Here is a 25,838-nt window from a genome sequence, read left to right on the forward strand (position 1 = left end):
AGACGAAGCATGACGACCCGCCGCAACCTCCTCACCGGCCTCGGGGCCGCCTCCGGCACCGCCTTCCTGCCCTGGGACTCCCTGATCCGGGCAGCCCATGCGCAGACCCCCCCGGGCGTGGTCGTGATGGCCAAGCAGATCGACGACATCATCACCCTCGATCCGGCCGAGGCCTTCGAATACACGGCGGCCGAGATCTGCGGGAATGTCTACCAGCGCCTCGTCACCACCCCGAATGACGAGCCGGCCCGCATCCAGGGGGACCTGGCGGAGAGCTGGTCCGCCAGCGACGACGCGAAGACCTTCACCTTCCGCCTGAAGCCCGGCCAGGCATTCGCCAGCGGCAAGGAGGTGACGGCGGAGGACGTGGCTTACTCCCTCCAGCGCGTGATCGCGCTGAACAAAAGCCCGGCCTTCATCGTCAACCAGTTCGGCTTCACCAAGGACAACATGGTGCAGACCATCCGCGCGACCGACCCGCGCACGGTGGTGCTGACCACGGCCGAGCCCACCGCCACCTCCTTCCTGCTCTACTGCCTCTCCGCCGCGGTGGGCAGCGTGGTGGAGAAGGCCGTTGTTTCCGGCCGCGCCCAGGGCGATGACTGGGGCAATGCCTGGCTGAAGACGAATTCCGCGGGCTCCGGCGCCTACAGCATCGTCAACTGGCGCGCGAGCGAGGCGGTGACGCTGCAGGCCAACCCGCACGCCACCAACGCCCCCGCCACGCGCCGCATCATCATGCGGCATGTGGCCGATCCCTCGGCCCAGCTTCTCGGCCTGCAGCGCGGCGACTACGACATCGCGCGCAACCTTGCCTCCGACCAGATCCGGGGCGTTTCGGGTGACAACCGCTACACGGTGGTGTCCCAGCGCAAGGCCAGCCTGCTCTACATCGCCATGAACCAGAAGAACCCGATCCTGGCGAAGCCGCAGGTGCGCCAGGCCATCAAGATGGCGATCGACTACGAGGGCATCCAGCGCAACATCGTCCCCAACAACTACGCCGTCCACCAGGCCTTCCTGCCCGAGGGCCTGCCCGGCGCCCTGACCGAGAAGCCCTTCAGGATGGACGTGGCGGTCGCCAAGCGCCTGCTGGCCGAGGCCGGGCATGCGGATGGATTCGAGTGCAGCCTGGACTTCTTCTCCGGCGCCCCGATCGGCGACATCGCCCAGGCCGTGCAGGCCAACCTCGCCGCCATCGGCATTCGCGCCCGCATGCTGCCGGGAGAAATGCGCTCGGTCATCACCAAGACCCGCGCGCGCCAGCACGACCTCGCCCTGCTGCGCTGGGGCTCGGATTACTTCGACCCGCACACCAATGCCGAGGCCTTCAGCATGAACCCGGACAACGGGGATGATGCGCGGAACAAGACGCTCGCCTGGCGCTCGGGCTGGAGCATCCCCGAGCTGACGGCCCGCACCCAGGCCGCGGTGAAGGAAACAGATCCGGCGAAGCGCGTGGCGATGTACGAGGCGCTGCAACGCGACCACCAGCAGAACAGCCCCTTCGCGATCATGTTGCAGGAGGTGGAGGTGGCGGTGACCCGCAACGCCGTCCGCGGCCTGCGCATTGGCGTGCTCAGCGACCGCACCAGCTACGCCACCATCGCCAAGGCCTGATCTTGCTGAAAGCCCGCCTCGGGGCGCTGGCGGCCACCGCCGCCAGCATCCCCATCACCCTTCTCGGCCTCGCGGTCGTCACTTTCTTCATCGGCCGCGTCGTGCCGATCGACCCCGTTCTGGCCGTGGTGGGGGACCGTGCCCCCGCCGACGTGGTGGAGCGCGCGCGGATCGAGATGGGGCTGGACCAGCCGCTCTACGTGCAGTTCTGGCGCTACCTGACCGACATCCTCTCCGGCAATCTCGGCCGCTCCGTGATGACCTCCAACTCTGTCTGGGAGGACATCGCCCGCTTCTTTCCCGCGACCTTCGAACTGGCGACGCTGGCCATCATCGTCTCCGCCATCCTTGGCATCGGCCTTGGCGTGCTGGCCGCCACGCGGCAGGGAAGCTGGGTGGATCAGGCCGTGCGCATCTTCTGCCTTGCCGGCCATTCGCTGCCGATCTTCGTGCTCGGCCTGATCTCGCTGCTCGTCTTCTATGCCTGGCTGGGCTGGCTGCCCGGCCCGGGGCGGCAGGGCATCGTCTATCAGGACATGGTGGAGCCGATCACCGGCATACTGACGCTGGACGCCGCGCTGGCGAATGACTGGCCCGCCTTCTGGGATGCGGTGCTGCACCTCATCCAGCCCGCCGGCATCCTGGCCTTCTTCTCCCTGGCCTATATCGCCCGCATGACCCGCGCTTTCATGCTGGCGGAGCTGCGGAGCGAATACGTGACCACCGCCCGCGCAAAGGGCCTCTCCAACGCCCGCATCATCTGGCGCCACGCCTTCCGCAACACCCTCGTCCCGCTGGTGACCGTGATCTTCCTCACCTATGCCGGGCTGCTGGAAGGCGCGGTGCTGACCGAGACGATCTTCGCCTGGCCCGGCCTCGGCCAGTATCTCACCGTCTCCCTGCTGAACGCCGACATGAACGCAGTGCTGGGCGCCACCCTCGTCGTCGGCCTGATCTATGTGGTGCTGAACCTGCTGGCCGATCTCCTCTACCGCCTCATGGACCCGCGCACGCGATGAGCGTCCCTGCCCCTGGCCATTCCCCTGGCAGCCCCATGGCCGATGCCGCCACGGCCACCGCCTCGGTGGAGCCCATCCCGCCCGACGCGATACCCGAGGGACTGGGCGACCGCCGCTCGCCCCAGCCCGGCGCCGCTTCCAGCCGCCGCGAATGGCTGCTGAGCGACGCCCCCGCCTCCCGCTCCCAGGCGGCCTGGGGCCAGCGCTACCAGGCCTGGCTGGCCTTCCGCCGCAACCCTCTGGCCATGGCGGGGCTGGTGGTGCTGGTGGTGATGCTGCTGCTGATCCTGCTGGCGCCCGTGCTGGCCACGCATGACCCTGGCATCCAGCAGCTGGACAACCGCCTCGCCGCCCCTTCCTCCCAGCATTGGCTCGGCACGGATGAGCTGGGCCGGGATGTCTGGTCCCGCCTGCTCTATGGCGGACGCATCACCCTGGGCATGGTGGTCGCCGTGGTGCTGCTGGTGGCGCCGCTCGGCCTGCTGGTGGGCTGCATCGCCGGCTATGCGGGCGGCATCTGGGACCGGCTGCTGATGCGGGTGACAGATGTGTTCCTCGCCTTCCCGCGGCTGATCCTGGCCCTGGCCTTCGTCGCCGCCATGCGGCCCGGCGTGGAGAGCGCGGTGATCGCCATCGCCCTCACGGCCTGGCCGCCCTATGCCCGCCTCGCCCGCGCGGAAACCCTGACCATCCGCCGCACCGACTATGTGGCGGCGGCGCGCATGACCGGCGCCTCCCATGGCCGCATCGTGCTGCGCCATGTCATGCCGATGTGCATGCCTTCCCTCGTCGTGCGCGTCACGCTGGACATGTCCTCCATCATCCTCACCGCCGCTGGCCTCGGCTTCCTCGGCCTCGGCGCCCAGCCGCCCCTGCCGGAATGGGGCACGATGATCGCGACGGCCCGGCGCTTCATCCTGGAGCAGTGGTGGGTGGCCGTGATGCCGGGCATCGCGATCTTCTCCGCCTCTCTTGCCTTCAACCTGCTGGGCGACGGCCTGCGCGACGTTCTGGACCCGAAGCAGCGATGAGCACCCATCCCCTGACCGAGGGCGAGCCGCTGGTCGCGGTCCGCAACCTCCATGTCGCCTTTCCCGCTCCCACCGGCGTCACCCAGGCCGTGCGCGGCGTCTCCTTCACCATCGGGCGGGAGAAGCTGGGCATCGTCGGCGAAAGCGGCTCGGGCAAGTCCGTCACGGGCCGCGCGCTCATGCGCCTCCTGCCGCCTTCCGCGCAGGTGCGGGCGGATGTCCTGCGCTTCGGCACCACCGACATCCTCCACGCCACGGAACCCGAGATGCGCGCCCTGCGCGGCGGCCGGATCGGGCTGATCCTGCAGGACCCGAAATACAGCCTGAACCCCGTGATGACCGCGGGCAGCCAGATCGCCGAGGCCCTGCGCGCCCATTCGAGGATCGGCAAGCGGGAAGCCCGGGATGCCGCCATGAACCTGCTGGAAAGCGTGAAGATCCGGGACCCGCGCCGCGTGCACGACGCCTATCCGCACGAACTCTCCGGCGGCATGGGCCAGCGCGTGATGATCGCGATGATGCTGGCCCCCAACCCCGAGCTGCTGATCGCGGACGAGCCCACCTCCGCGCTGGACGCCAGCGTGCAGGCCGAGATCCTGAGCCTGATCGAGGAACAGGTGGACCAGCGCGGCATGGCGCTGATGCTCATCAGCCACGACCTGCCCCTGGTCTCCCGCTTCTGCGACCGCGTGGCGGTGATGTATGCCGGCCAGGTGATGGAGGAGCTGCCCGCCGCCGATCTCCACAAGGCCACGCATGGCTACACGCGCGGCCTGCTGGAATGCCTCCCCAGCCTGGTGGAAAAGCGGGACCGGCTGCCCACGCTGCGGCGCGATCCCTCCTGGATGGCGCCGCACGCATGATCGACATCGCCGATCTCGATATCCGCTTCGGTACGAACCATGCGGTGCGCGGCATCTCCTTCCGCGTCGCCCCGGGCGAGACCTTCGGCCTGGTGGGCGAAAGCGGCAGCGGAAAGTCCACCGTGCTGCGCGCCATCGCCGGGCTGATCACCGAATGGACCGGCCGGATGGCGCTGGACGGGAAGGAGCTCGGCCGCCGCCGGGACCGCGCCTTTTTCCGGACGGTGCAGATGGTGTTCCAGGATCCCTACGGCTCGCTGCATCCACGCCAGACAGTGGACCGCATCCTGTCCGAGCCGCTGGCCGTGCATGGCGTGCCGGATGCCGACGCCCGCATCGCCCGGGCGCTGGAGGAGGTTGCCCTGCCCCGCACGGCGCGCTTCCGCTACCCGCACCAGCTTTCCGGCGGCCAGCGGCAACGCGTGGCCATCGCCCGCGCCCTGATCGCCGATCCCCGCGTTCTGCTGCTCGACGAGCCAACCAGCGCCCTTGACGTATCGGTCCAGGCGGAGGTGCTGAACCTGCTGGCCGATCTCCGCGCCGCGCGCGGCCTCACCTGCATCCTCGTCTCCCACAACCTCCCCGTGGTCGCGCATCTCTGCGGGCGTCTGGCGGTGATGCAGGGCGGCCGCATCGTGGAGGTGCTGGATGAGGCTTCCCTTCGCGCCGGCAAGGCCCTCCACACCCACACCCAGGACCTGATCCGCCTTTCCCACGCCATGGAGGAACGGGTGGCCTGAATCTCCGGCCCGCAGCCTGCCTGGGAGCCATCATGGGCTGACGCGCGGAACGTTCCGGAATATCATGCTCCTCCCCGGGCGGGGTTCCGGGCCAGAGGATGCGTGCAAGTGGCGGCTTACGAATTGAGTGGTGCGGGGTTGAGCGAGAACGATGCAGCCCTCGGCGCCCACCCTACCCCAGCACCGGGCCTGACGCCGTCCGACGCCCCCGAACTGCACGTCTTCTACGACCTGGACGGCGGCACGGCGCAGCCGCATGAACCGGAGGCCTACTCGGCCTCTTTCGGCAAATGGGGCGCCTCCCGCAGCTTCGGCACGCCGGGGGGCGTGGTGACCTGGAGCATCGCCGGGGGTGGTCTCTTCAACGCCACGGGCAACTCCAGCTTCTTCGTCGGCACCACCGTGCCGCTCTGGCATGTCTTCTCCTTCGACTACACCGCCGTCCTCGCCCAGGCCTTCGCCGCCTGGTCGGCTGTGGCGGACATCACCTTCGCCCAGGTGGCGGATGGGGGCGCCAGCCTCGGTGCCGGCCTCTCCGCGAACATCCGCATCGGCGCCGGCTTCGTGGACGGTCGCCCCACCAGCGGCAACGTGCTGGCATCCGCCTACCTGCCCACCTACTCGAACCCCGCCAGCGTGGCCTTTGCCGGCGACATCATCTTCGACAGCGCCGAGGGAAGCTTCTGGACCCCTGAAAGCTTCCTCGCCGTCGCCACGCACGAGATCGGGCACTCGCTGGGACTGAGTCACTCCGGGCTCACCAGCGCCCTCATGTACCCCTACTACAACCCCGCCATTGCCACCCCTCAGCCGGACGATATCGCGGGCATCCGCTCCATCTATGGATCGGCCAGCAGTTGGCCGGGTTCTCTGGCCATCAGCGACGCAGTCGTCTCGGAAAGCGCGGCGGGCGTCACCTATGCGAACTTCACGGTCACCCGTACCGGCGGCACCTCCTCCTTCCAGGTGAACTACGCCACGGCGGACAGCACCGCCCGGGCCGGCGCGGACTACGTCGCCACCTCCGGCACCCTCTTCTTCGCGAGCGGCGCCACCTCAAGGACGATTTCCGTCGCCATCCTCGACGACACCCTTCACGACCCGCGGGAATCCTTCTCCGTCGTCCTGTCAGGCCCCACGAACAATGCCTTCCTCGCCGATGCCGTGGGCACCGGCACCATCCTGGACAACGACGTGCCCTTCCGTTCGTCCGGCTTTGCCCTGGCCGCCTTCGCCCCCGATGCCGGGGGCTGGAGCAACAACGACCTCCTCCCGCGCCAGCTGGCGGACGTGAACGGGGACGGCATGGCCGATATCGTCGGCTTCGGCTTCAACGGGGTCTCCGTTTCCCTCGCCATCGGCGGCGGCTACTTCGCGGCCCCCAACCTCGATCTGGGTGCCTTCGGCGCCAACAACGGCGGCTGGGCCAGCGATAAGCTCCTCCCGCGCCAGCTGGCGGACGTGAACGGCGACGGCATGGCCGACATCGTCGGCTTCGGCTTCGGCGGCGTGCTCGTCTCCCTCGCCATAGGCGGCGGGCACTTCGCGGCCCCCAATCTCAATCTGGGTGCCTTCGGCGCCAACAGCGGCGGCTGGGTCGACAACGACCTCCTGCCACGCCAGCTGGCGGACGTGAACGGCGACGGCATGGCCGACATCGTCGGCTTCGGCTTCAGCGGTGTCTCCGTCTCCCTCGCCACCGGCGGCGGCCACTTCGCGGGCGCGACCTTCGAACTGGGCGCCTTCGGTGCCAGCAACGGCGGCTGGGTCAGCAACGACCTCCTCCCGCGCCAGCTGGCGGACGTGAACGGGGACGGCATGGCCGACATCGTCGGCTTCGGCTTCAGCGGGGTCTCCGTCTCCCTCGCCACCGGCGGCGGGCACTTTGCGGGCGCGACCTTCGAACTGGGCGCCTTCGGTGCCAACAACGGCGGCTGGGTGAGCGACAACCTCCTCCCGCGCCGGATGGCGGATGTGAACGGGGACGGCATGGCAGACATCGTCGGCTTCGGCTTTGGCGGTGCCTTCGCTGCCCTCGCCACCGGCGGCGGCCATTTCGGGCCGGTGACGCAGCTGCTCGCCGATTTCGGCGCCAGGAGCGGCGGCTGGGCCAACGACACCCTCTTCCCGCGCGAGCTGGCGGATGTGGACGGCGACGGGAACGACGACATCGTCGGCTTCGGCCTCGCCGGGGTCTACGACGCCCTCTCCAACTACGCCTGACCCGCGTCGGCGCCACCCAGGCGCCGCACCACCCGCGCTGGGTTCCCCACTGCCAGCACGCCCGGGGGAAGGTCCCGGTTCACCACGGCCCCCGCGCCCACCACGGTATCGTCCCCGATCGTCACCCCTGGCAGCACGATGCAGCCGCCGCCCAGCCATACATTGCGCCCGATCGTCACGGGATGCGCGCTCTCGATCCCGGCCGCGCGCGGCTCGGCCTCCAGCGGATGCGTGGCCGTGTAGATCTGCACCGCGGGCGCCACCTGGCAGTGGTCGCCCAGGGTGATGGGCGCGCAATCCAGGAAGACGCAGTTGAAGTTGACGTAGCTGCCCGCGCCCAGCCGGATGTTGCTGCCGTAGTCGCAGCGGAAGCCCGGCATCACCATCGTCTTCTCGCCGATCGCTCCCAGGAGCTGTTCCAGCACCGCGCGCCGGGCCGCCTCATCCTCGGGCGGAAGGGCGTCCATCCGCTGGACCAGGGCCCGCGCCCGGTAGCGCTCGGCCAGCAGGGCCGGGTCCATCCCGTCATAGGGAAGACCCGCCAGCATCTTCTCGCGTTCGGTCATGCCGGGCTTATCCCATGCCCGCCACCCCTTGCCGCCCCCGCCCCGCTTCTCGCAGAGTGCGCGCAACCAGAAGTGATTTCGGGGGATGGAAATGACGATCGAACGCCTGGGCCGCCGCGCCCTCCTGTCCGCGGGCGCCGTGCTGGCCATGCCGGCCATCGGCCGGGCCCAGGGCACGGGCCGCTACAAGCCGGAATACAAGATCACCGTGGTGGGCAACCGCCCCATCGCCCTGTCTGAATCCGCCTTCGTCTGGGCCGATCTGGTGAACCAGCGCTCCGAGGGGCGGCTGAACTTCAAGGTCTATCCCGGCTCCTCCCTCGTCGGTGGCGACCAGACCCGCGAACTGGTGGCGATCCGCCAGGGCGTGATCGACGGCGCCGTGTTCTCCACCATCAACATCTCCCCGCAGATCCGGGAGATGAACCTCTTCTCCCTCCCCTTCCTCATGCCCAACACGGCGGCCTTCGACGCGCTGGTGGCCAGCGAGGTGGGGCAGACCCTGTTCCGCACCCTCGCCCAGCGCGATATCGAGCCGCTGGCCTGGGGCGAGAACGGCTTCCGCGAGATCAGCAATTCCAAGCGCGCCATCCGCACCCCCGCCGACTTGCGCGGGCTGAAGATCCGCTTCGCCGCAGGCGCCATCTTCAGCGAGATCTACACCGCCCTTGGCGCCAACCCCGTGCAGATGTCCTTCGCCGATCTCCAGCCCGCCCTTTCCACCGGCGCGGTGGACGGGCAGGAGAACCCGGTGAACCTCTTCCTCGGTTTCCGGATGGACTCCCTGGCCCAGAAGCACCTCACCCTCTGGAACTACTGCGCCGATGCCGGGATCGTGGCGATCAGCAAGCAGGCCCTTGCCAGCTTCGAGCCGCGCGACCGCGAAATCGTGGTGGAAGCCGCGCGCGAGGCCGGGCAGGCCGGCAACAACGCCGCGCGCAAGGGCCTGGGAATGAATGGCGACCGTTCCTCGCTGGAGGAATGCGCCCGCCGCGGCGTGGAGGTGATCGACCTCTCCCCTGCCGAGAAGCGCGCCTTCGCCCAGGCCACCCGCCCCGTCTTCGACAAATGGGCGCAGACCGTGGGCATCGACCTCGTACGCAAGGCCGAGGCCGCCATCGCCCGCGTGAGCTGAGCGGGACAGGCCGGGGAACAGAATGACCGAGCACGCCGATATCCAGGCCCCCGGCCTGCGCCTGGGGGAAGCCCCGCCACGCATCCCCGTCACGGTGGAGGGCGCGCTCGCCGCCCTCGCCATGGCGGTGCTGGCCGTCATCACCTTCGCCAATGTGCTGGTGCGCTATTTCACCAGCATCTCCTTCGCCTTCACCGAGGAATACTCGGTGGCGATCATGGTGGTGCTCGCCTTCCTCGGCACCGCCGCCGCCTTCGCGACGGACCGCCATATCCGCATGACCTTCTTCACCGAACGCCTGCCCCGCGCGGTGGCGCGGAAGATCGAGGTGCTGCTGCTGCTCATCTCCCTCGCCCTGTTCGGGGCGATCGGCTGGCTCGGCGCGCTCTACACCTGGGACGAATACCGCTTCGAATCCCTCTCGCCCGGCCTCGGCGTGCCGCAATGGCTCTACACCGTGTGGATGCCCGTGCTCTCGGTGGTCATCCTGCTCCGCATCGCCGGCCGCATCATCCGGGTGGTCCGCGCGCCGTGATGCTCGAAGGCTCGGCCATCCTGCTGGTGGCCTTTTTCGCCCTGCTCTTCCTCGGCGCACCCATCGGCGTCGCGCTCGGCGCCTCCGGCATCCTCGTCATCGCGATCGAGGGGCTGGGCGTCATGGCCCTGCCCACGAATGTCTGGACGGGCATCGCGAAATATCCGCTGCTGGCGCTGCCCATGTTCGTCCTCGCCGGCATGGTGTTCGAACGATCCGGCGTGGCGCAAAGGCTGGTGGACTTCGCCTCCGCCCTGGTGGGTCCGCGGCGCGGGGGGCTGGCCATCGTCGCCGTGCTCGTCTGCCTCGTCCTCGGCGGCATCTCGGGTTCCGGCGCGGCGGATGCGGCGGCGGTTGCGGCGGTGATGCTGCCGCCCATGCTGCGGCAGGGCTATCCGCGCCCCTTCACCGCCTCCCTCGTCGCGGCCGCGGGCTCCACGGCGGTGCTCATCCCGCCCTCCATCCCCTTCATCGTCTATGCCGTGCTCATCCCGGGCGTCTCCGTGCCCGCGCTTTTCATGGGCGGGGTGGTGCCGGGCATCCTGGCCGGCCTCTCCCTGATCCTGCCGGCCATCTGGCTCGCCCGGCGCGGTAATTTCGGCCTTCCCGCCCCGGACGAGGCCCGCATTCCTCTCTGGCAGGCCTTCAAGGGCGCCATCTGGGGGCTGGCCGCGCCGGTGGTGATCCTGGGCGGCCTCCGCTCCGGCGCCTTCACCCCCACCGAGGCCGCCGTCGTGGCGGTGTTCTACGGCCTCTTCGTCGGGCTGGTGATCTATCGCACCCTGACCTGGCGCGATGTCTATGCCGTGCTGCGGGATTCCGCCGAGGTTTCGGCCGTGGTCCTCATCATCATCGCCCTTGCCACCATCTTCGCGCATGCTGGCAGCACCATCGGCGCCTTCGATGCCCTGGCCGGTTCCCTGATCGGCCTCACTGACAATGCGACGATCATGCTGCTGCTGATCACGGTGATGATCCTGCTTGCGGGCACGCTGATCGACGCCATCTCGGTCTTCCTGGTGTTCCTGCCGATCCTGCTGCCCATCGCCACCGCCTTCGGCTGGGACCTCACCTGGTTCGGGGTGATCCTGACGATGAATGTCGCGATCGGCGCCTTCACCCCGCCCATGGCGGTCAACCTGATGATCACCTGCCGCGTCGCCGGCTGCTCCATGGAATCCACCCTGCCCTGGGTGATCTGGTTCGTGGGCGCCATGCTCGGGGCCCTGCTGCTGGTCACCTTCGTGCCGGAGCTCGTCCTCTTCCTCCCGCGCCTGACAGGCGCCCTCTAGGTTCCGCGGATCCCGCCACGCCACGGGACTGTGGCGTGGCGGCCAGGCCCCCAACCCGCGCTCCCGAACGGCGTTGCCACCCCGCATCACAAAGGGCGGGATCATGGCGGAAGGGAAGCGCGTCGCGCTGGTCACCGGCGGCTCGAACGGCATCGGCCGGGGCATCACGAAGCGCCTCGCAGCCGATGGCTGGCACGTCGTCACGGCCGATACCGAGGCGAAGGGGCCGGAGGAGGCCGCCCGCCATGTCCAGGCCGACATTTCAGACGAAGCCGCGGTGCGCGCCCTGGTCGACGGCATCGCGGGCACCGAGGCGCGGCTGGACGGCCTTGTCGCCAATGCCGGCATCATGATCCGCAAGCCGCTGCGCGACCTGACGCTGGAGGAGTGGTCCAGGGTCATCGGCACGAACCTCACCAGCACCTACCTGCTGGCCCGCGCCACCGAATCCCTGCTGCGCCAGGCCAGGGGCGCCATCGTCACCATCGCCTCCACCCGCGCGCACCAGTCCGAACCGGATACGGAAAGCTACGCCGCCTCCAAGGGCGGCCTCGTCGCGCTCACCCATGCGCTGGCGATCAGCCTCGGCCCGGATGTGCGGGCCAATGTCATCTCCCCCGGCTGGATCGATGTCAGCGGGGAGAAGCTGCGTGAGCGCGACCACGCCCAGCACCCTGCCGGCCGGGTCGGTGAGCCCGCCGATATCGCGGCGCTGGCCGCTTGGCTCCTCTCCCCCGAAAGCGGCTTCGTGACCGGCGCCGAATTCATCTCCGACGGCGGGATGACGCGGAAGATGATCTACGAGGACTGAGTGGCGAACCAGGCAGGCGGCCGGCGGTCGCGGAAGGCCGCGATGCCCTCATCCGCCTCGCCGCTCGCGGCGCAGCGCGCGAAGGCCGCGGCGCCCGCCTCCGCATAGCCCTCCGGCACCGCCGCGCCCAGCGCAGCCAGCATGGCCTTGGTCTCGGCCAGCGCCCCGGGCGCGCCCTGCATCACATCGGCCACCGTGGCGGCCACCAGCGTTTCGAGCGCCGCCGCATCCCCGGCCACCTCGTGCACCAGCCCGATGCGCCCGGCCTCCGCAGCACCCAGAACATGGCCCTGCAGCACCATGCGCGCCGCATGGCTGCGCCCGGTGCGGCGGACGATCCAGGGCAGGATCTGCGCCGCCACCAGCCCGCGCCGCGTCTCCGGCGCGGCGAAGCGCGCCTCGGCGCTCGCGAAAGCGATATCGGCCGCGCAGACGAATCCCAGCCCGCCCGCGAAGGCCGAGCCCTGTACCGAGGCGATCACCACCTGGGGCAGCGCCGCCAGCGCGGCGAAACGCGCGCCGATCCGCCGGTTCCGCTCCAGCTGCGCGGCCATGCGCTGCTCCTCGGTCCCGGTCTCGCCGCCCACCTCGCCCAGGTCCAGCCCCGCGCAGAAATGCCCGCCGGCCCCGGAGAGCACGAGCACCCGCGCCGCCCGGTCCTCGCGCAGTTCCGCCAGCAGCCGGTCCAGCGCCTCGGACAGCGCGCCGTTCAGCGCGTTCCGCCGCGCCGGCCGGTTCATCACGGCGCGCACCACGCCACCCTGCCGCGTGACCAGAAGCGGGGCCTCGTCGCTCATCCGGCCTGTCTCCATCCCTTTGTTCAGGCGTGGAGTATGGAGGGCTGCGGCGAGGGCCGGAAAGGCCACCCCTTCAGATGACCACCCCGCCGCTGACATGCAGGGACTGCCCGGTGATGTAGGCCGCCCCCGGAGAGGCCAGGAAGGCGACCGCCGCCGCCACGTCCGCGGGCTTGCCGAGCCGCGCCAGCGGGATGCGCGAGAGGATGGCCTCCCAGGCCGGCGCCTCCAACGCCACATGCGTGCCGGCATCCTTCTGGGTGAAGCCGGGCACCACGGCGTTCACGGTGACATGCGGCGCCCATTCGATGGAGAGCGACCGCACCAGCGCCTCCACCCCCGCCTTGGCCGCCGCGCTGGCAGGGAACAGCGCCGTATCCGTCCGGAACAGATGCGCCACGAAGGAGGAGACCGCGACCATCCGCGCGAATCCGCCCTCCTGCCCGGCCTGCCGCAGATGCGGCCCCGCCGCCCGTGCCAGGCGCATGAAACCCCAGAGCACCGTGTCCGCGGTTCGGGCGAAGCCCTCATCCGTCATGGCACCCACCAGCGTCCGGTCGGCGAATCCGGCATTGGCCACCACCACCTCCAGCCCGCCGAAGGCCTCCGCGGCTTCCGCCACCAGCCGCGCCGGCGCCTCCGGCTCGGTCAGGTCGGCCACCAGCACCTCGGCCCGCGCACCCGCCGCGCGCAGCTCCGCCGCGACAGCCTCCGCCCCGGTCCGGTTGCCCCGGCAATGCACGGCGATCGAGGCGCCCGGCACCGCCATGGCCCGCGCCGTGGCGGCGCCGATGCCGCTGGAAGCCCCTGTGATCAGAATCCGCCGCCCGGCCATCGTCATTCCCCCTGCGGCGCCCCGCATGGACGGGCGCGCCACCTGGCCGCAGGATGCCGCGCATTCATCCAGGGGGGGAGAGGCACATGGCGGTCACGGTGATGCAGGCGGAGGGTCTTTATCCCGATGATGCGGTGGAGCGGGCTGTGCTCGGCCCCGATGTGTGCATCATCCAGGTCAACTCCGCGCGCTTCGCCGACCTGCCCGATTCCCTCCTGGCCGAGGTCGAAGGGCTCTTCGTCTTCCGCCACTGGCTGACCGCGGACGACATCGCCCGCTTCCCGAAGCTCCGCTGCGTCGTGCGGATGGGCGTTGGCTATGACCGGCTGGACCGGCCGACCCTCGCCAGCCGTGGCGTCACGGTATGCAACCTGCCGGATTACGGCACCACGGAGGTGGCGGACCACGCCATCGCCCTGGCCCTCACCCTCCGCCGCGGCTTGCTCCTGCAGCATGAGGCGCAACGGGCCGATCCGCCGGCACCCTGGGCGCCCATCGACTCGCCCCTGGTCCAGCGCCCCTCCAACCGCACCTTCGGCATCCTCGGCCTGGGCCGCATCGGCACGGCGGTGGCGCTCCGGGCGAAGGCCTTCGGCTGGCGCGTGCTGTTCCACGACCCCTACCTGCCCAATGGCACCGAGCTGGCCCTGGGCATCCAGCGTGCGCGGGAGATCGAGGATCTCTTCACCCAGGCCGACACCCTCTCCATCCACACGCCCCTGACGCGGGTCACGCGCGGGCTGGTGAATGAGCGCCTGCTCCGCCTGATGCCGGCCGGCGCCGTGCTGGTGAACACGGCCCGCGGCCCCATCCTGGACCTGGACGCGCTGGAGCGCTGCCTGCGAGACGGCACCATCGCAGGCGCCGGGCTGGATGTTCTTCCGGAGGAGCCGCCGGGCCCCACCATCCCCTCCCTGCTGGCCGCTTACCGGGCGCGGGAATCGTGGCTGGCAGGCCGCCTGATCATCACGCCCCACAGCGCGTATCATTCGCCGGACTCTGTTGCGGATATTCGGCAAAAGAGCTCAGAAACCATGAGAGACGTTCTGTTGGAAAGAAGAATGACGAACGTCATCCTCCCTCATCACGACTAATTTATCTGCCACCACCTCCTGCGAATCAGGAGCAGATGGAGTACTCGCCCCCTCGTTCCAGGGCTCTTTAGCCTCAGACCGCCCTGCCGGTTGAAATGAAGACCGGCAAAGACGGTGGCATCTCCCTTCGCAGTTGCGGTAAACACGGTCTTATCATTTGTAAAGGAGATGCGGGTGCCGCGTGGCGAGGAGATCACACTCTATGATACCCGCGCCTCGGCTCCCGCCCCGGCGCCGCATGTGGTGTTGGACGTCTCCCGCCTCCTGGCCTGCGGGACGAAGGCGGCCCCCTCGGGGATCGACCGGGTCGAGATCGCCTATGCCCGGCGCTGGGCCACCATGCCGGAAGCCGGCTGCACTTTCGTGGCCCAGGCCCTGGCCGGGGACTATGTGGCCCTGCCCTGGCGCGCCGTGGTCGGGCTGATCGCCAATCTCACCAAGGCCTGGTCCCACAATGACCCCGACTTCCACGCCGCCCGGCGCGCGCGCCGCATCTCGGTCGCGCTGCGCTGGCGCGTCATGGCCGGGATCGGCAAGGGCACCCTCGCACGCCGCCTGAAGACCACCGATCCCAAGGTCTTCCTCCTCGTCTCCCACCGCGCCCTGGAGCGCGAGCGGCCGATCCAGGCCATGCGGGACGCGGGCTGCGCCTTCGTGCCCCTCATCCACGACCTGATCCCCGCGACCCATCCGGAATATGCCCGCCCCGGCCAGGCGGACCGGCACATGAAGCGCATCAGCACCACCGCGGCGCTGGCGGATGCCATCATCGTCAACTCGGCCCACACCGCCGCGGCACTGCGCCCGCATCTCGGCACGCGCGAGATCCCGCCGCACGTGACCGTGGCGCCGCTCGGGATCGAGCCACCCCCGGCGGCCAGCCCCACCCTGCCGGCGGAACCCTATTTCGTCATCCTCGGCACGATCGAGCCGCGGAAGAACCACCTCCTCCTGCTTCATCTCTGGCGCGACCTGGCGGGCCGGATGGGCCGCCGCACCCCGCATCTCCTTGTCGTCGGCCGCCGCGGCTGGGAGAACGAGAACGTGGTGGACATCCTCGAGCGCTGCGAGGCGCTGCGGGGCACGGTGCGGGAGATGGGCCAGGTGCCGGACCGGGAGGTCTGGCAGATCCTGCGCGGCGCCCGCGCCCTGCTCTTCCCCTCCTTCGCCGAGGGATACGGCCTTCCACTGGCCGAGGCCCTGGCGCTCGGCGTCCCGGCCATCTGCTCCGACCTGCCCGCCCTGCGCGAGGTGGGCGGCCACGTGCCGGATTATCTCGACCCGCTGGATGGCATCGCCTGGCGCGCCGCCATCCTCGACTATGCCGATCCCGCCAGCCCGGCGCGCAACGCGCAGCTCGCGCGCCTGTCCGGCTGGCGCGCCCCGCGCTGGGACAGCCATTTCGCCCGGGTGGACAACCTGCTGGCCACGCTGGCCCGGCGCCGCAGCCCCGCCACCCTGCAGGCCGCCCTCCCGGGCTGGCTGCGCTCCCGGCCGGTCGGGCCGGGCGGTGCCCCTACCTGACTTCCACCAAAAGTGGGATCCGCCGTGACACGCTCCGCCCCTGCCCGTCGCCAGGGCGCCCGTCCGTATGCCCGCGCGGGCCATGCGCCAGGCGAGCCCATCGCCATTGTCGGCGCCGCCTGCCGCTTCCCCGGTGCCCCGGATCTGGACGCCTTCTGGTCGCTGATGGCCGAGGGGCGGGACGCGGTCTCCACCCTTCCGGCTGACCGCTTCAACCAGGACTGGTTCTACCATCCCCGCCGTGGGGAGCCTGGCCGCGCCTACAGCTTCGCAGCGGGCCATCTGGGTGACGTGACGGGCTTCGATGCCCCCCATTTCGGCCTCTCCCCGCGCGAGGCGGCGGAGGCGGACCCGCAGCAGCGCCTGCTGCTGGAAATCACCTGGGAAGCGCTGGAGGATGCGGGCTGGCCCGCTTCCTCCGTCGCCGGGCGGGAAATCGGCGTCTTCGTCGGCGGCTCCTCCACCGACTATGCCGAACTGCGCCTCTCCGACCCGGCCGGCGCCGACCGCTACTTCATGACCGGCAACACCCTTTCCATCCTGGGGAACCGGATCACCAATGTCTTCGACCTGCGCGGTGGCGCGCAGACGATCGACACCGCCTGCTCCTCCTCCCTCGTCGCCCTCTCCCTCGCGGTGGATTCCCTCCGGGCCGGGCGCGTGGAGGCGGCGCTGGTGGGCGGCGTGCAGCTCCTGCTCTCGCCCTATGCCTTCGCGGGCTTCTCCCGGGCATCCATGCTCTCCCCCACCGGGCGCTGCCATGTCTTCTCCGCCCGGGCGGATGGCTATGTGCGCGGCGAAGGAGCGGGCGTGGTCATCCTCAAGCCGCTCTCGGCGGCGTTGGCGGATGGCGATGCGATCCGCGGTGTCATCCTCGCGGCGGGCGTCAATGCCGTGGGCCGCTCCATCGGCCTCTCCCTGCCCGATCCCCAGGCCCAGGCGGCGCTGATCCGCCGCGTGCTGGCCGAATCCGGCCTGGCCGCGGACCGGGTGAGCTATTTCGAGGCCCATGGCACCGGCACCCAGGCGGGCGATCCGGTGGAAGCCCAGGCCATCGGCCAGTCCCTGGCCGTGCCGGACGCCACCGGCCGCACCGCCCCGCTGCCCGTCGGCTCGGTGAAGTCCAATATCGGCCATCTCGAGACCGCCTCGGGCATCGCCGGCTTCATCAAGGCCCTGCTGATGCTGGAGAAGCGGGTGATCCCGCCAAACCTGCACTTCGACGACCCCAATCCCCGGATCGACTTCGAAGGGCTGAACATCCGCGTCCCCACCGCGCCGGAGCCCCTGCCGGGCAAGGTCCCGGTGGTCGGGGTGAACTCCTTCGGCTTCGGCGGCACCAACGCCTCCGTCCTGCTGGAAGCCGCCCCTGCCCTCCGTCGCTCCAGGGTGGCGCCGGAAGCGCCGGCCCCGATGCCGCCGCTCATCCTTTCCACCCGCACCGCCGAAGCGCTGCCCCGAGCCGCCGCCTCCTGGGCGGCCAGGCTGCGAGCGGAACCGGCCCGTGCCCCCGCCCTGCTGCGCGGCCTGGCCCGCCACCGGGACCTCGCCCCGCACCGCCTCGTCCTGCGCGGCGACGATGCGGAAAGCCTGGCCGAGGCGCTGGACGCCTTCGCGGCCGGCGAAGCCGCCGGGGTGCAGGGCACCGCCATCGCGGCCGCGCGCGGCGTGGCCGGCCCGGTCTTCGCCTTCTCGGGCAATGGCGCGCAGTTTCCCGGCATGGCCCGCGAGGCCATGGCCCATTCCCGCAGCTTCCGCGAGGCGGTGGAAGCCGCGGATGCCGCGCTGGCCCCGCGCCTGGGCTGGTCGGTGGCCGCCGCCATCGCCGATGGGCTGACCGCCGAGGCCCTGGCCGCCACCGAGGTGGCGCAGCCCACCCTCTTCGCCGTGCAGCACGGCCTTGTCGCCGCCCTGGCGGATGAGGGGATCGCGCCCGGCCTGGTCCTCGGCCATTCCGTCGGCGAGGTTGCCGCCGCCCTCGCGGCCGGCATCCTGGACCTGCCCGGCGCCGCCCAGCTCATCGTCGCCCGCTCCACCGCCCAGGCCCGCACGCGCGGCAAGGGCCGCATGGCCGCCCTCAGCGCCACCGAGGACGAGGCGGCGCCGCTTCTCGCGGAATGCGGCCCAGGGCTCGAGATTGCCGCGCGCAACGCGCCCCGGGCCCTCACCATCGCGGGTCCGGCGGAATCCATCTTCCGCCTGGTCTCCGCGGCGAAGCGCGAGCGGCTGACCATCATCCCGCTCGACCTCGACTACGCCTTCCACTCCGCCGCCATGGACGAGGTGGAGGGCGTGCTGCGCGAATCCCTGCGCGGCCTGGCCCCCGCCGCGCCCCGCATCCCGTTCCTCTCCACGGTCACCGGCGCCCTGCTCGATGCGCCGGCGGATGCGGAATACTGGTGGCGGAACCTCCGCGCCCCCGTGCGCTTCGCCGATGCGGCCGCCGAAGCCGGGCGGCTCGGCGCGCGCCCGGTGATCGAGATCGGGCCCAACCCGATCCTGCAATCCTATCTGCGCGAGATCCTTCGCGCGGCGAAGGCCGAGGCGCCGATCCTGGCCAGCCTCTCCAAGCGCGATGCCCCGGGCAACCCGATCCCGCTGATCGCGGACCGCGCCACGGCCATGGGTGCCGATCCGCGCCGCGCGCCCGCCTTCTCCGGCCCCGCTGCGCGGCGAGGCCTTCCCGCCACCCCCTATCACCGCACCCGCCACTGGTTCGCGGGCACGCATGAGGCCATGCACCTGCATGACCCGGCGCTGGACCACCCGCTGCTGGGCTTCCGCCGCGGCGCTGGCGCGGCGGAGGATGGCTTCGCCGAATGGACGCGGAACCTCGATTCCGCGCTGATGCCCTGGCTGGCCGATCACCGCCTGGGCGAGGAGGCCGTGCTTCCCGCCGCAGGCATGGCCGAGATGGCGCTGGCCGCCGCCGCCCGCCGCTATCCCGAGGCCGAGACGCTGGAGCTCTCCGCTTTCCAGATCCTCCGCCCCCTGCCCATCCCGCAGGGCGGCCCGGGCGCCGAAGGCGGCAGCCAGCAGATCCGCTTCCGACTGGCCGATGACGGCACCTTCCGCCTGGAATCCCGCCGGCGCATGGGCGGGGAGGGCTGGTCCCTCCATGCCCGCGGCCTGCTCCGCCCGGCCACGGAGGATGCCCTGCCATCGCTCCCTCCCGCCCCGGAGGAGGCGCGCCGCGTGGAGGAGCCCGGCCTGCACGCCGTGGCGGCCCGCTGCGGGCTGGAATACGGCCCGGCCTTCCGCCCCGTGCGCCATGTGGACATCGCCCCGTCGGGCCGCACGGGCGAGGTCGCGCTCGGCCTTCCGGCGGAGGCGCCGGCCGACGATGCCTTCCTCCTGCACCCCGTGCGGCTGGACGGGGCCATGCAGGGCCTGATCGGTCTCCTGGCCGACCGTCCGGCCGCGCCGGGCGAGCCGCGCCTGGGCGAAACCCCGGGCGAGGCGCTGGTGCCGGTGCGCTTCGAGCGCCTGGTGGTCCGCCGCGACGCCAGCCCGGCCGAGCGCGCCGCCCTCGCCCTCACCCATGCCGGCGAGCGCGCCGCCGAGGCACGGATGGTCCTGGCCGATGCCGCCGGCCAGACCATTGCCGTGGCCGAGGGCGTGTGGTTCCAGCGCGCCCGCCTCGGACGCTCAGAGGCCGTCGAAGCTGTCGCCTTCCGGCTGGAGGACCTGCCGGCGATCGACCCCGCCCTTCCCTGCCCCGACCGGACCCGCGCCCTCGACCTCGCGCTCCTCGCCGCCGGGGCCCGCGACGAATCGCTGGATCTGTCGGAACCGGCCCTGCTGCTGGAGGGCTTTGCCGCCTCCGCCACCATCCGCGCCTTCGCCACATCGGCCGCGTCCCATCCGGGCCAGCCTATCCTGCCCACCACCCCCTATGCCGCCGCCCTGTTGCGGACCCTGGAGGAGGACGGGCTCGCGACGCGGGAAGGAGCGGGCTGGCGCCTCCTGCCGGAGGCGGACCTGCCGGCTCCGGAGGATATCTGGCGCTCCGTCCTCATCGAGCGCCCGGCCCTCGCCCAGGACCTCTCCCTTCTCGCCCTCGCGGCCGAGCGCCTGCCGGACGCACTTTCGGGCCATCTTCCCCCGGAAAGCGCGAGGCTCCGCGTCTCCGAGGAAGCGGCGGCCTATGACCGGCTGGCCCAGGTCGTCGCCGATGCCGCCAGCACCATCGCGGCGGCCTGGCCCTCGGACCGGCCCCTGCGCGTCCTCGATCTCGGCGGCTCGGCGGTCACGCGCCATCTCTCCGCCGGGCTGGCCCGTTCCGGCCACCGGGTGATGCACATGCTGGCCGGGGCCGCCCGGCCCGCACCCAGCCCGCAGCCGGGAGTGGAGGTGACCACGCTTGACTGGGATCCGGCGGGCAGCGCCCCGCCGCCCGTGACGGCCGATCTGGTGGTCGGGGTGAACACGGCCGTGCGCGCGCGCATCGGCACCGCCATCCTGCCCAGCCTCGCCGAGGCCCTGGCCGAGGGCGGCACGCTCCTCCTGGCGGAACCGCTTCCCGGCCGGCTGGTGGATTTCCTGCGCGGACAGGATCCCGAGAGCTGGGCGATGCCGGCCCTGCCCGGCACCACCGCCTGGCGCGATGCGCTGCAGGAGGGCGGCTGGTCCGCGGCCCGGACCGAGGCGCTGCGCGCCTCGCCCTGGCCCGCCCTGCTGGTCGCGGCCCAGCGTCCCGCACCGGTTCCGGCCATGCCCAAGGCCAGGCCCGGCAGCCGCTTCATCCTCCTGGCCGATACCGGCGCGGCGCCGCTGGGGGAGGCCCTTGCCACCGCGCTGGAGCGCGCGGGCGCCGCCGTCGAATCCCACCGGCTGGAGGATGCCTCTGCTCTTCCGCCCCGCGCCCTGCGGGATGCGGCGGTGCTGGCCCTGGCCAATCCGGCGGGCCAGGCCCTCTCCACCACCCTGGCCGGCATCACGCAGCTGGCCAGCACGGCGTCCGGCAGCTGCGCGGGCCTTGCCCTCATCGCCCAGGGTGGGCCGGAAACCCCCACCGCCGAGGCGGTGCGTGCCCTGGGCAGGGTGCTGGCCAATGAGATGCCGGACCTGTCCCCGCGCCGCATCCTGATCGATGCCGCCCTGGCCCCTGCCGCCGCCGCGCGCCGCCTGCTGGCGGAGCTTCTGGCGCCCGGCGATGAACCGGAGATCGTGCTCGGCCTCTCGGCCCGCCGCGTGCCGCGCCTGGCCCAGGGCTACCCGCCCCGCGCCGCCACGGCGTCCCGGCTGGTGGTGCGCCAGCCCGGCGCCCTCGCCAGCCTCGGCTGGGAGCCGATGGGCCCCCTGCCCCAGCCCGGCCCGGGCGAGGTGCGGATTCGCGTGGAGGCCGCCGGGCTGAACTTCCGCGACCTGATGTGGGCCCAGGGCCTGCTTCCCGAGGAAACGCTGAAGGACGGCTTCGCGGGCGCGGGGCTGGGCATGGAATGCGCGGGCATCGTGGAGGCCGCCGGCCCCGGCACGCCCTTCCACCCGGGCACGCGGGTCTTCGGCTTCGCGCCGCGCGCCCTGGCCAGCCGGGCGCTGACCCGTGCCCAGGCCCTGGCCACGATCCCCGAGGGCCTGACCTTCACGGCGGCCGCCACCATCCCCGTGGCCTTCCTCACCGCCGTCTATGCGCTGGAAACCTGCGCGCGCATCGCCCCGGGCGAGCGGGTGCTGGTGCATGGCGGCGCGGGCGCCGTCGGCCTGGCCGCCCTGCAGGTGGCCCAGGCCGCCGGGGCCGAGGTGGCGATGACCGCCGGCACCGCCGCCAAGCGGGCCTTCCTGCGCGCCGCCGGGGCCGACATCGTGCTGGACAGCCGCGCCTCCGGCTTCGACGACGCGCTGCGCCAGCACTGGCCGGACGGGGTGGATGTCGTGCTGAACTCCCTCGCCGGGGACGCGATGGAGCGCTCCATCGCCCTGCTCAGGCCCTTCGGCCGCTTCGTGGAGCTGGGAAAGCGCGACTATGCGGAGGACCGGCGCATCGCCGTGCGCCCCTTCCGCCGGAACATCACCTATTTCGGCGTCGATGTGGACCAGCTGCCCAAGGCCCGCCCGGCCGAGGCCGCGCGGCTGCTTGAATCCATCCGCGGCCGCCTCGCTTCCGGCGACCTGCGCCCCCTTCCCTACGCCCGCCGCGCGGCGGAGGATGCGGAAGGTGCCTTCCGCCTGCTCCAGGCCAGCGGCCATATCGGGAAGATCGTGGTCCTGCCGCCGCGCGGGGATGCCGCACCGGCGCCCGCCTGGTCCCTGGAGGCCTCGGCCAAGGGCACCATCCTCGTCACCGGCGGGACTTCCGGCTTCGGCCTGGAATGCGCCAAGTGGCTGGCGGCGAACGGCGCCACCCGCCTCGCCCTGCTCTCCCGCCGCGGCCCGGCCACGCCGGGCGTGGGAGAGGCGCTCACCGCCCTCGCCGCCCTGGGCGCGCGCGCCAGCGCCCATGCGGTGGATGCCTCCAACGCCGCCGCGCTGGGCACCGTGCTCGCCGCGCTGCGGGAGGAGGGGCCGATCACAGGCCTGGTCCATGCGGCCACGGTCTTCGATGACGGCGCCGCCAGCGCCATGGATGCGGCGCGCTTCGCCCGCCTCCTCGCGCCCAAGCTAGAAGCGGCGCAGAACCTGGATCACCTGACGGCCGGGGACCCGCTGGAGCTGTTCCTGATGTTCTCCTCGGCCACCACGCCGCTCGGCAATCCCGGCCAGGCCAACTATGTCGCGGCCAATGCGGCGATCGAGGCGCTGGCACGCCGCCGCCGCGCGCGGGGCCGCCCGGCCCTGGCCGTGGGCTGGGGCCCCATCGCCGATGCCGGCATCCTGGCGCGGGAGGCCGACACGGCGCGCACCCTCGCCCGCCGCCTGGGCGTGGAGCCAATGACGGCGCGGGAATCCCTGGAAGGCCTGCCGGAACTGATCGGCTCCGGCCTGCCGGTCGTCTCCCTGGCGCGGGTCGCCTGGAAGCGCGCCGGGGCCGCCCTGGCCGTGCTGCGGGAACCCGCCTTCGCCGCCCTGCGCGGCCGGGCCGAGGAAACGGCGTCCGACATCGCCGATATGCGCGCGCATCTCCTCTCCTTGCCGCCCGCCGAGGCCCAGGCCCTGCTGGCCCGGATCGGGGCGGAGGAACTGGGCCGCATCCTGCGGCTGCCGCCCGAGAGCATCGCCCCCGATGCGCCGGTCGCACGCCTCGGGCTGGACAGCCTGGGCGGGCTGGAGCTGCGGGGCGCGCTGGAGGCAAGGCTCGGCATGTCCGTGCCCCTTTCCGCCGTGACGGAGGACCTCACCATCGCCGGATTGGCCGCGCGGATGGTGGAGGGTCTTTCAGGCGGGGCACGGGAAGCCCAACTGGATACGCTGATCGAGCACTTCGAGCCCGGCTCGACCACGGCGGCCGGCCTCCTGCCGCCGCCGGAGCCGACCCCGGCGGATGCGGCCACCCTGCCCGAGACGATGGGCGCGGCCCCGCCCGCCGGGAAGCCCGCCATGGCCGGCCCGGAGCCCGTACCGATGACGCGCCCCGGCGCGATGGAGACCTGAGCGTGAACCAAGGCCTCGGCCTGTCTGCGACGGCACGCCTCGCCCTCCTGCAACGCCTCTCCAAGCGCCGCGCGCGGCAGGAGGAGAGCGGCGGGAGCGAGGGCGGCCGTTCCTTCGCCGATCTCCCGGCGGTGCGCGACTTCGAGCTGATGAAGACGGCCATGGAGGCGCTCGACCTTCCGAACCCCTTCTTCCGGCCGCATCAGGGCGTGGCCGCCGCCACCACGGTGATCGGGAACGAAGAGTTCCTGAACTTCTCCTCCTACAACTATCTCGGGCTGAACGGAGACCCGCGCGTGAAGGCGGCGGCCCATGCCGCCATCGAACGCCACGGCATCTCCGCCTCCGCCTCCCGCATCGTCTCGGGCGAGCGGCCGCTGCATGCGGAGCTGGAGGCGGGCATCGCGGCGCATTACGGCACCGAAGGCGCCCTCTGCTTCGTCTCCGGCCACGCCACGAACGTGACCGTCATCGGCCACATCATGGGCCCGCGCGACGTGATCGTGCACGACGCGATGATCCACAATTCCTGCGTGGAGGGCGCCCGCCTCTCCGGCGCGCGGCGCCTGCCCTTCGCGCATAACGACCCCCAGGCCGCCGAGCGCGAGCTGGCCGCCGCCCGCCGCGGCGCGGGCCGCGCCCTGCTGGTGATCGAGGGGCACTACTCCATGGATGGCGATGTCCCCGACCTCGCCCGCTTCATTGAGATCGCCCGCCGGCACGATGCCTGGCTGATGGTGGACGAGGCGCATTCCATGGGAGTGCTCGGCCAGACCGGCCACGGCATCGCGGAGCTGCAGGGGGTGGACCCGTCCGGGGTGGATATCTGGATGGGCACCCTTTCCAAGAGCCTCTCCTCCTGCGGCGGCTATGTCGCGGCCAGGCGCCAGCTGATCGACTGGCTCCGCCACACCGCGCCGGGCTTCGTCTATTCCGTGGGCCTCGCCCCGGTCCTGGCGGCTTCCGCCATCGAGTCCCTGCGGATCCTGGGGGAGGAGCCCTGGCGGGTGGAGCGGCTGAACGCCAACGCCACCCGCTTCCGCGACGGGCTGCGCGCACGCGGCCTGGATGCCGGCGCCTCGGGCGGCCATGCCATCGTGCCGCTGATGACCGGCTCCTCCGTCCGGGCCGGACGGCTTTCGGCGGAGCTGTTCAAGCGTGGTGTGAACGTGCAGCCCATCACCTTCCCCGCGGTGCCCGAGCGCGCGGCGCGGCTGCGCTTCTTTCTCTCGGCCGAGCACACGCCGGAGCAGATCGACCGGGCCCTGGACATCGTGGCCGAGACGGCGGCCGGGGTGGCCCCGTCGGAGCTGGCGAGCTGACGGAGGCATCGGCGCGGCGCGCACCACGCCTCGCCCTCCTGACCCTGCCCAGCGCGGCGAGTTCGGAGGCTGTCGCCGCCTTCGCCGCCGCGCACCGGGACAGGCTGGCCCTGGTCGGGCTTTCCAACCCCTATCGCCGCAGCGCCGGCGGCTCACTGGGCCAGAGCTGGCGACACCTCCGCCGCTCCGGCCCCCGCATGCTCGGCTATCTCGCGGTCAACATGGCGCTGCCGCAGCTTCTCTCCAGGCTTTCGCCACGCCCGGGCCCGCTGCTGCGGTTGTGCCGGGATCATCAAATTCCCGCGATGGTGGTGGAGGATGTGAACGGCCCTGCCTTCCACAGGAGCCTGCGCGAGGCTGGGGCGGAACTGGTCGTCACGTTCCATTTCGACCAGATCCTCACCGCCGCCACCCTGGCCATCCCGGCCCGTGGCGGCATCAACATCCACCCCTCAATGCTGCCCCGGCACCGGGGCCCGATCCCCGGCTTCTGGGCGGCGATGGAGGCGGAACCCGCCCATGGCGTGACCATCCACCGCCTCGTCCCGCGCATTGATGCGGGTGCGATCCTGGCCCAGCAGGCCGTGGATTTGCCGCCCGGCACCAGCGCTTCCACCGCCGCACGCCTGCTCCACCAGGCCGCGCTTCCCCTGGCCGCCCGGGTGATCGAGGGCCTGTCGCAGGGGGAGGCGGAGGAACGCCAGGTGGAGCCCCTGCCCTATTGCCCCTTTCCGGACCGTGCGGCCCTGCGGGAAGGCCGCCGGCGCGGGGTGCGCCTGGTCGCCGCGGGTGATATCCCGGCCGCGCTGAGGGCCCGTCCCTGAGGCCGGAAGGCGTTTCGGAGCCGCGCCAGGCAACGCCGTGCCAGTGCCGGGATGGGATTGTCCTCCCCCGGCGCCGC

The 25,838-nt window shown here is 71.8% G+C and carries 18 protein-coding genes; 15 read left to right on the top strand and 3 right to left on the bottom strand.

All coding sequences use genetic code 11. From position 1 onward, the window contains the following. The first annotated feature begins 9 nt into the window (after positions 1-9). From J8J14_RS00140 to J8J14_RS00165, 6 genes are all read left to right on the top strand, one after another. Positions 10-1,620, top strand: coding sequence for an ABC transporter substrate-binding protein (locus J8J14_RS00140; RefSeq protein WP_209377402.1), 1,611 nt, complete (start codon positions 10-12; stop codon positions 1,618-1,620). Between the two features lie 2 nt (positions 1,621-1,622). Then, entirely contained in the window at positions 1,623-2,639 is a 1,017-nt protein-coding gene (locus J8J14_RS00145; protein ID WP_245215207.1) for an ABC transporter permease, read from the top strand. After that, a complete protein-coding gene (locus J8J14_RS00150) occupies positions 2,636-3,670 on the top strand; it encodes an ABC transporter permease (protein ID WP_245215208.1) in 1,035 nt (344 codons plus the stop codon). Before J8J14_RS00145 ends, J8J14_RS00150 begins: the two co-directional genes overlap by 4 nt. Beyond that, complete coding sequence (locus J8J14_RS00155; RefSeq protein WP_209377403.1) at positions 3,667-4,533, top strand: ABC transporter ATP-binding protein; 867 nt, start codon at positions 3,667-3,669, stop codon at positions 4,531-4,533. Before J8J14_RS00150 ends, J8J14_RS00155 begins: the two co-directional genes overlap by 4 nt. Next, entirely contained in the window at positions 4,530-5,273 is a 744-nt protein-coding gene (locus J8J14_RS00160; RefSeq protein ID WP_209377404.1) for an ABC transporter ATP-binding protein, read from the top strand. Before J8J14_RS00155 ends, J8J14_RS00160 begins: the two co-directional genes overlap by 4 nt. Positions 5,274-5,411: 138 nt before the next feature. Further along, complete coding sequence (locus J8J14_RS00165) at positions 5,412-7,496, top strand: matrixin family metalloprotease (protein ID WP_209377405.1); 2,085 nt, start codon at positions 5,412-5,414, stop codon at positions 7,494-7,496. Here the strand turns inward: J8J14_RS00165 and J8J14_RS00170 are convergent. Then, positions 7,487-8,062, bottom strand: a complete 576-nt coding sequence (locus tag J8J14_RS00170; protein ID WP_209377406.1) for a sugar O-acetyltransferase — start codon at positions 8,060-8,062, stop codon at positions 7,487-7,489. The genes J8J14_RS00165 and J8J14_RS00170 overlap by 10 nt on opposite strands. Positions 8,063-8,153: 91 nt before the next feature. Here J8J14_RS00170 and dctP point away from each other — a divergent pair, with 91 nt between their 5' ends. The 4 genes from dctP to J8J14_RS00190 all read left to right on the top strand — a co-directional run bounded on the left by dctP (position 8,154) and on the right by J8J14_RS00190 (position 11,835). Further along, positions 8,154-9,197 (top strand): TRAP transporter substrate-binding protein DctP, encoded by a 1,044-nt coding sequence (dctP, locus tag J8J14_RS00175; RefSeq protein WP_209377407.1) that lies wholly within the window; start codon positions 8,154-8,156, stop codon positions 9,195-9,197. Positions 9,198-9,219: 22 nt separating this feature from the next. After that, positions 9,220-9,732: a TRAP transporter small permease gene (locus tag J8J14_RS00180; RefSeq protein WP_209377408.1), complete on the top strand. Its 513-nt coding sequence runs from the start codon at positions 9,220-9,222 to the stop codon at positions 9,730-9,732. Next, positions 9,732-11,024, top strand: coding sequence for a TRAP transporter large permease (locus J8J14_RS00185; protein ID WP_209377409.1), 1,293 nt, complete (start codon positions 9,732-9,734; stop codon positions 11,022-11,024). The genes J8J14_RS00180 and J8J14_RS00185 overlap by 1 nt, the downstream gene beginning before the upstream one ends. A gap of 103 nt (positions 11,025-11,127) precedes the next feature. Next, the gene (locus tag J8J14_RS00190; RefSeq protein ID WP_209377410.1) at positions 11,128-11,835 is read left to right on the top strand and encodes an SDR family oxidoreductase; all 708 of its coding nucleotides are present in this window, start codon (positions 11,128-11,130) and stop codon (positions 11,833-11,835) included. Here J8J14_RS00190 and J8J14_RS00195 read toward each other — a convergent pair. Both J8J14_RS00195 and J8J14_RS00200 read right to left on the bottom strand, forming a co-directional pair. Next, positions 11,823-12,632, bottom strand: coding sequence for an enoyl-CoA hydratase/isomerase family protein (locus J8J14_RS00195; protein WP_209377411.1), 810 nt, complete (start codon positions 12,630-12,632; stop codon positions 11,823-11,825). The two genes, J8J14_RS00190 and J8J14_RS00195, sit on opposite strands and share 13 nt — an antisense overlap. 73 nt (positions 12,633-12,705) lie before the next feature. After that, positions 12,706-13,467 (bottom strand): SDR family NAD(P)-dependent oxidoreductase, encoded by a 762-nt coding sequence (locus J8J14_RS00200; RefSeq protein ID WP_245215209.1) that lies wholly within the window; start codon positions 13,465-13,467, stop codon positions 12,706-12,708. Between the two features lie 86 nt (positions 13,468-13,553). Between J8J14_RS00200 and J8J14_RS00205 the strand changes: the two genes are divergently transcribed. The 5 genes from J8J14_RS00205 to J8J14_RS00225 all read left to right on the top strand — a co-directional run bounded on the left by J8J14_RS00205 (position 13,554) and on the right by J8J14_RS00225 (position 25,761). Next, positions 13,554-14,561: a C-terminal binding protein gene (locus J8J14_RS00205; RefSeq protein WP_209377412.1), complete on the top strand. Its 1,008-nt coding sequence runs from the start codon at positions 13,554-13,556 to the stop codon at positions 14,559-14,561. Positions 14,562-14,729: 168 nt separating this feature from the next. After that, on the top strand, positions 14,730-16,085 hold the full coding sequence (locus tag J8J14_RS25325; protein WP_209377413.1) for a glycosyltransferase family 4 protein: 1,356 nt from the start codon (positions 14,730-14,732) through the stop codon (positions 16,083-16,085). A gap of 24 nt (positions 16,086-16,109) precedes the next feature. Beyond that, a complete protein-coding gene (locus J8J14_RS00215; RefSeq protein WP_209377414.1) occupies positions 16,110-23,615 on the top strand; it encodes a type I polyketide synthase in 7,506 nt (2,501 codons plus the stop codon). 2 nt (positions 23,616-23,617) lie between these two features. Continuing rightward, positions 23,618-24,937, top strand: coding sequence for an aminotransferase class I/II-fold pyridoxal phosphate-dependent enzyme (locus J8J14_RS00220; RefSeq protein WP_209377415.1), 1,320 nt, complete (start codon positions 23,618-23,620; stop codon positions 24,935-24,937). A 197-nt stretch (positions 24,938-25,134) separates the two neighbouring features. After that, positions 25,135-25,761 carry a formyltransferase family protein gene (locus J8J14_RS00225; RefSeq protein WP_209377416.1) on the top strand — a complete coding sequence of 209 codons (627 nt, stop codon included), beginning with the start codon at positions 25,135-25,137 and terminating at the stop codon, positions 25,759-25,761. The last annotated feature ends 77 nt before the right edge of the window (positions 25,762-25,838 follow it).

The organism is Pararoseomonas baculiformis, assembly GCF_017813395.1.
Taxonomy (GTDB): Bacteria; Pseudomonadota; Alphaproteobacteria; order Acetobacterales; family Acetobacteraceae; genus Roseomonas; species Roseomonas baculiformis.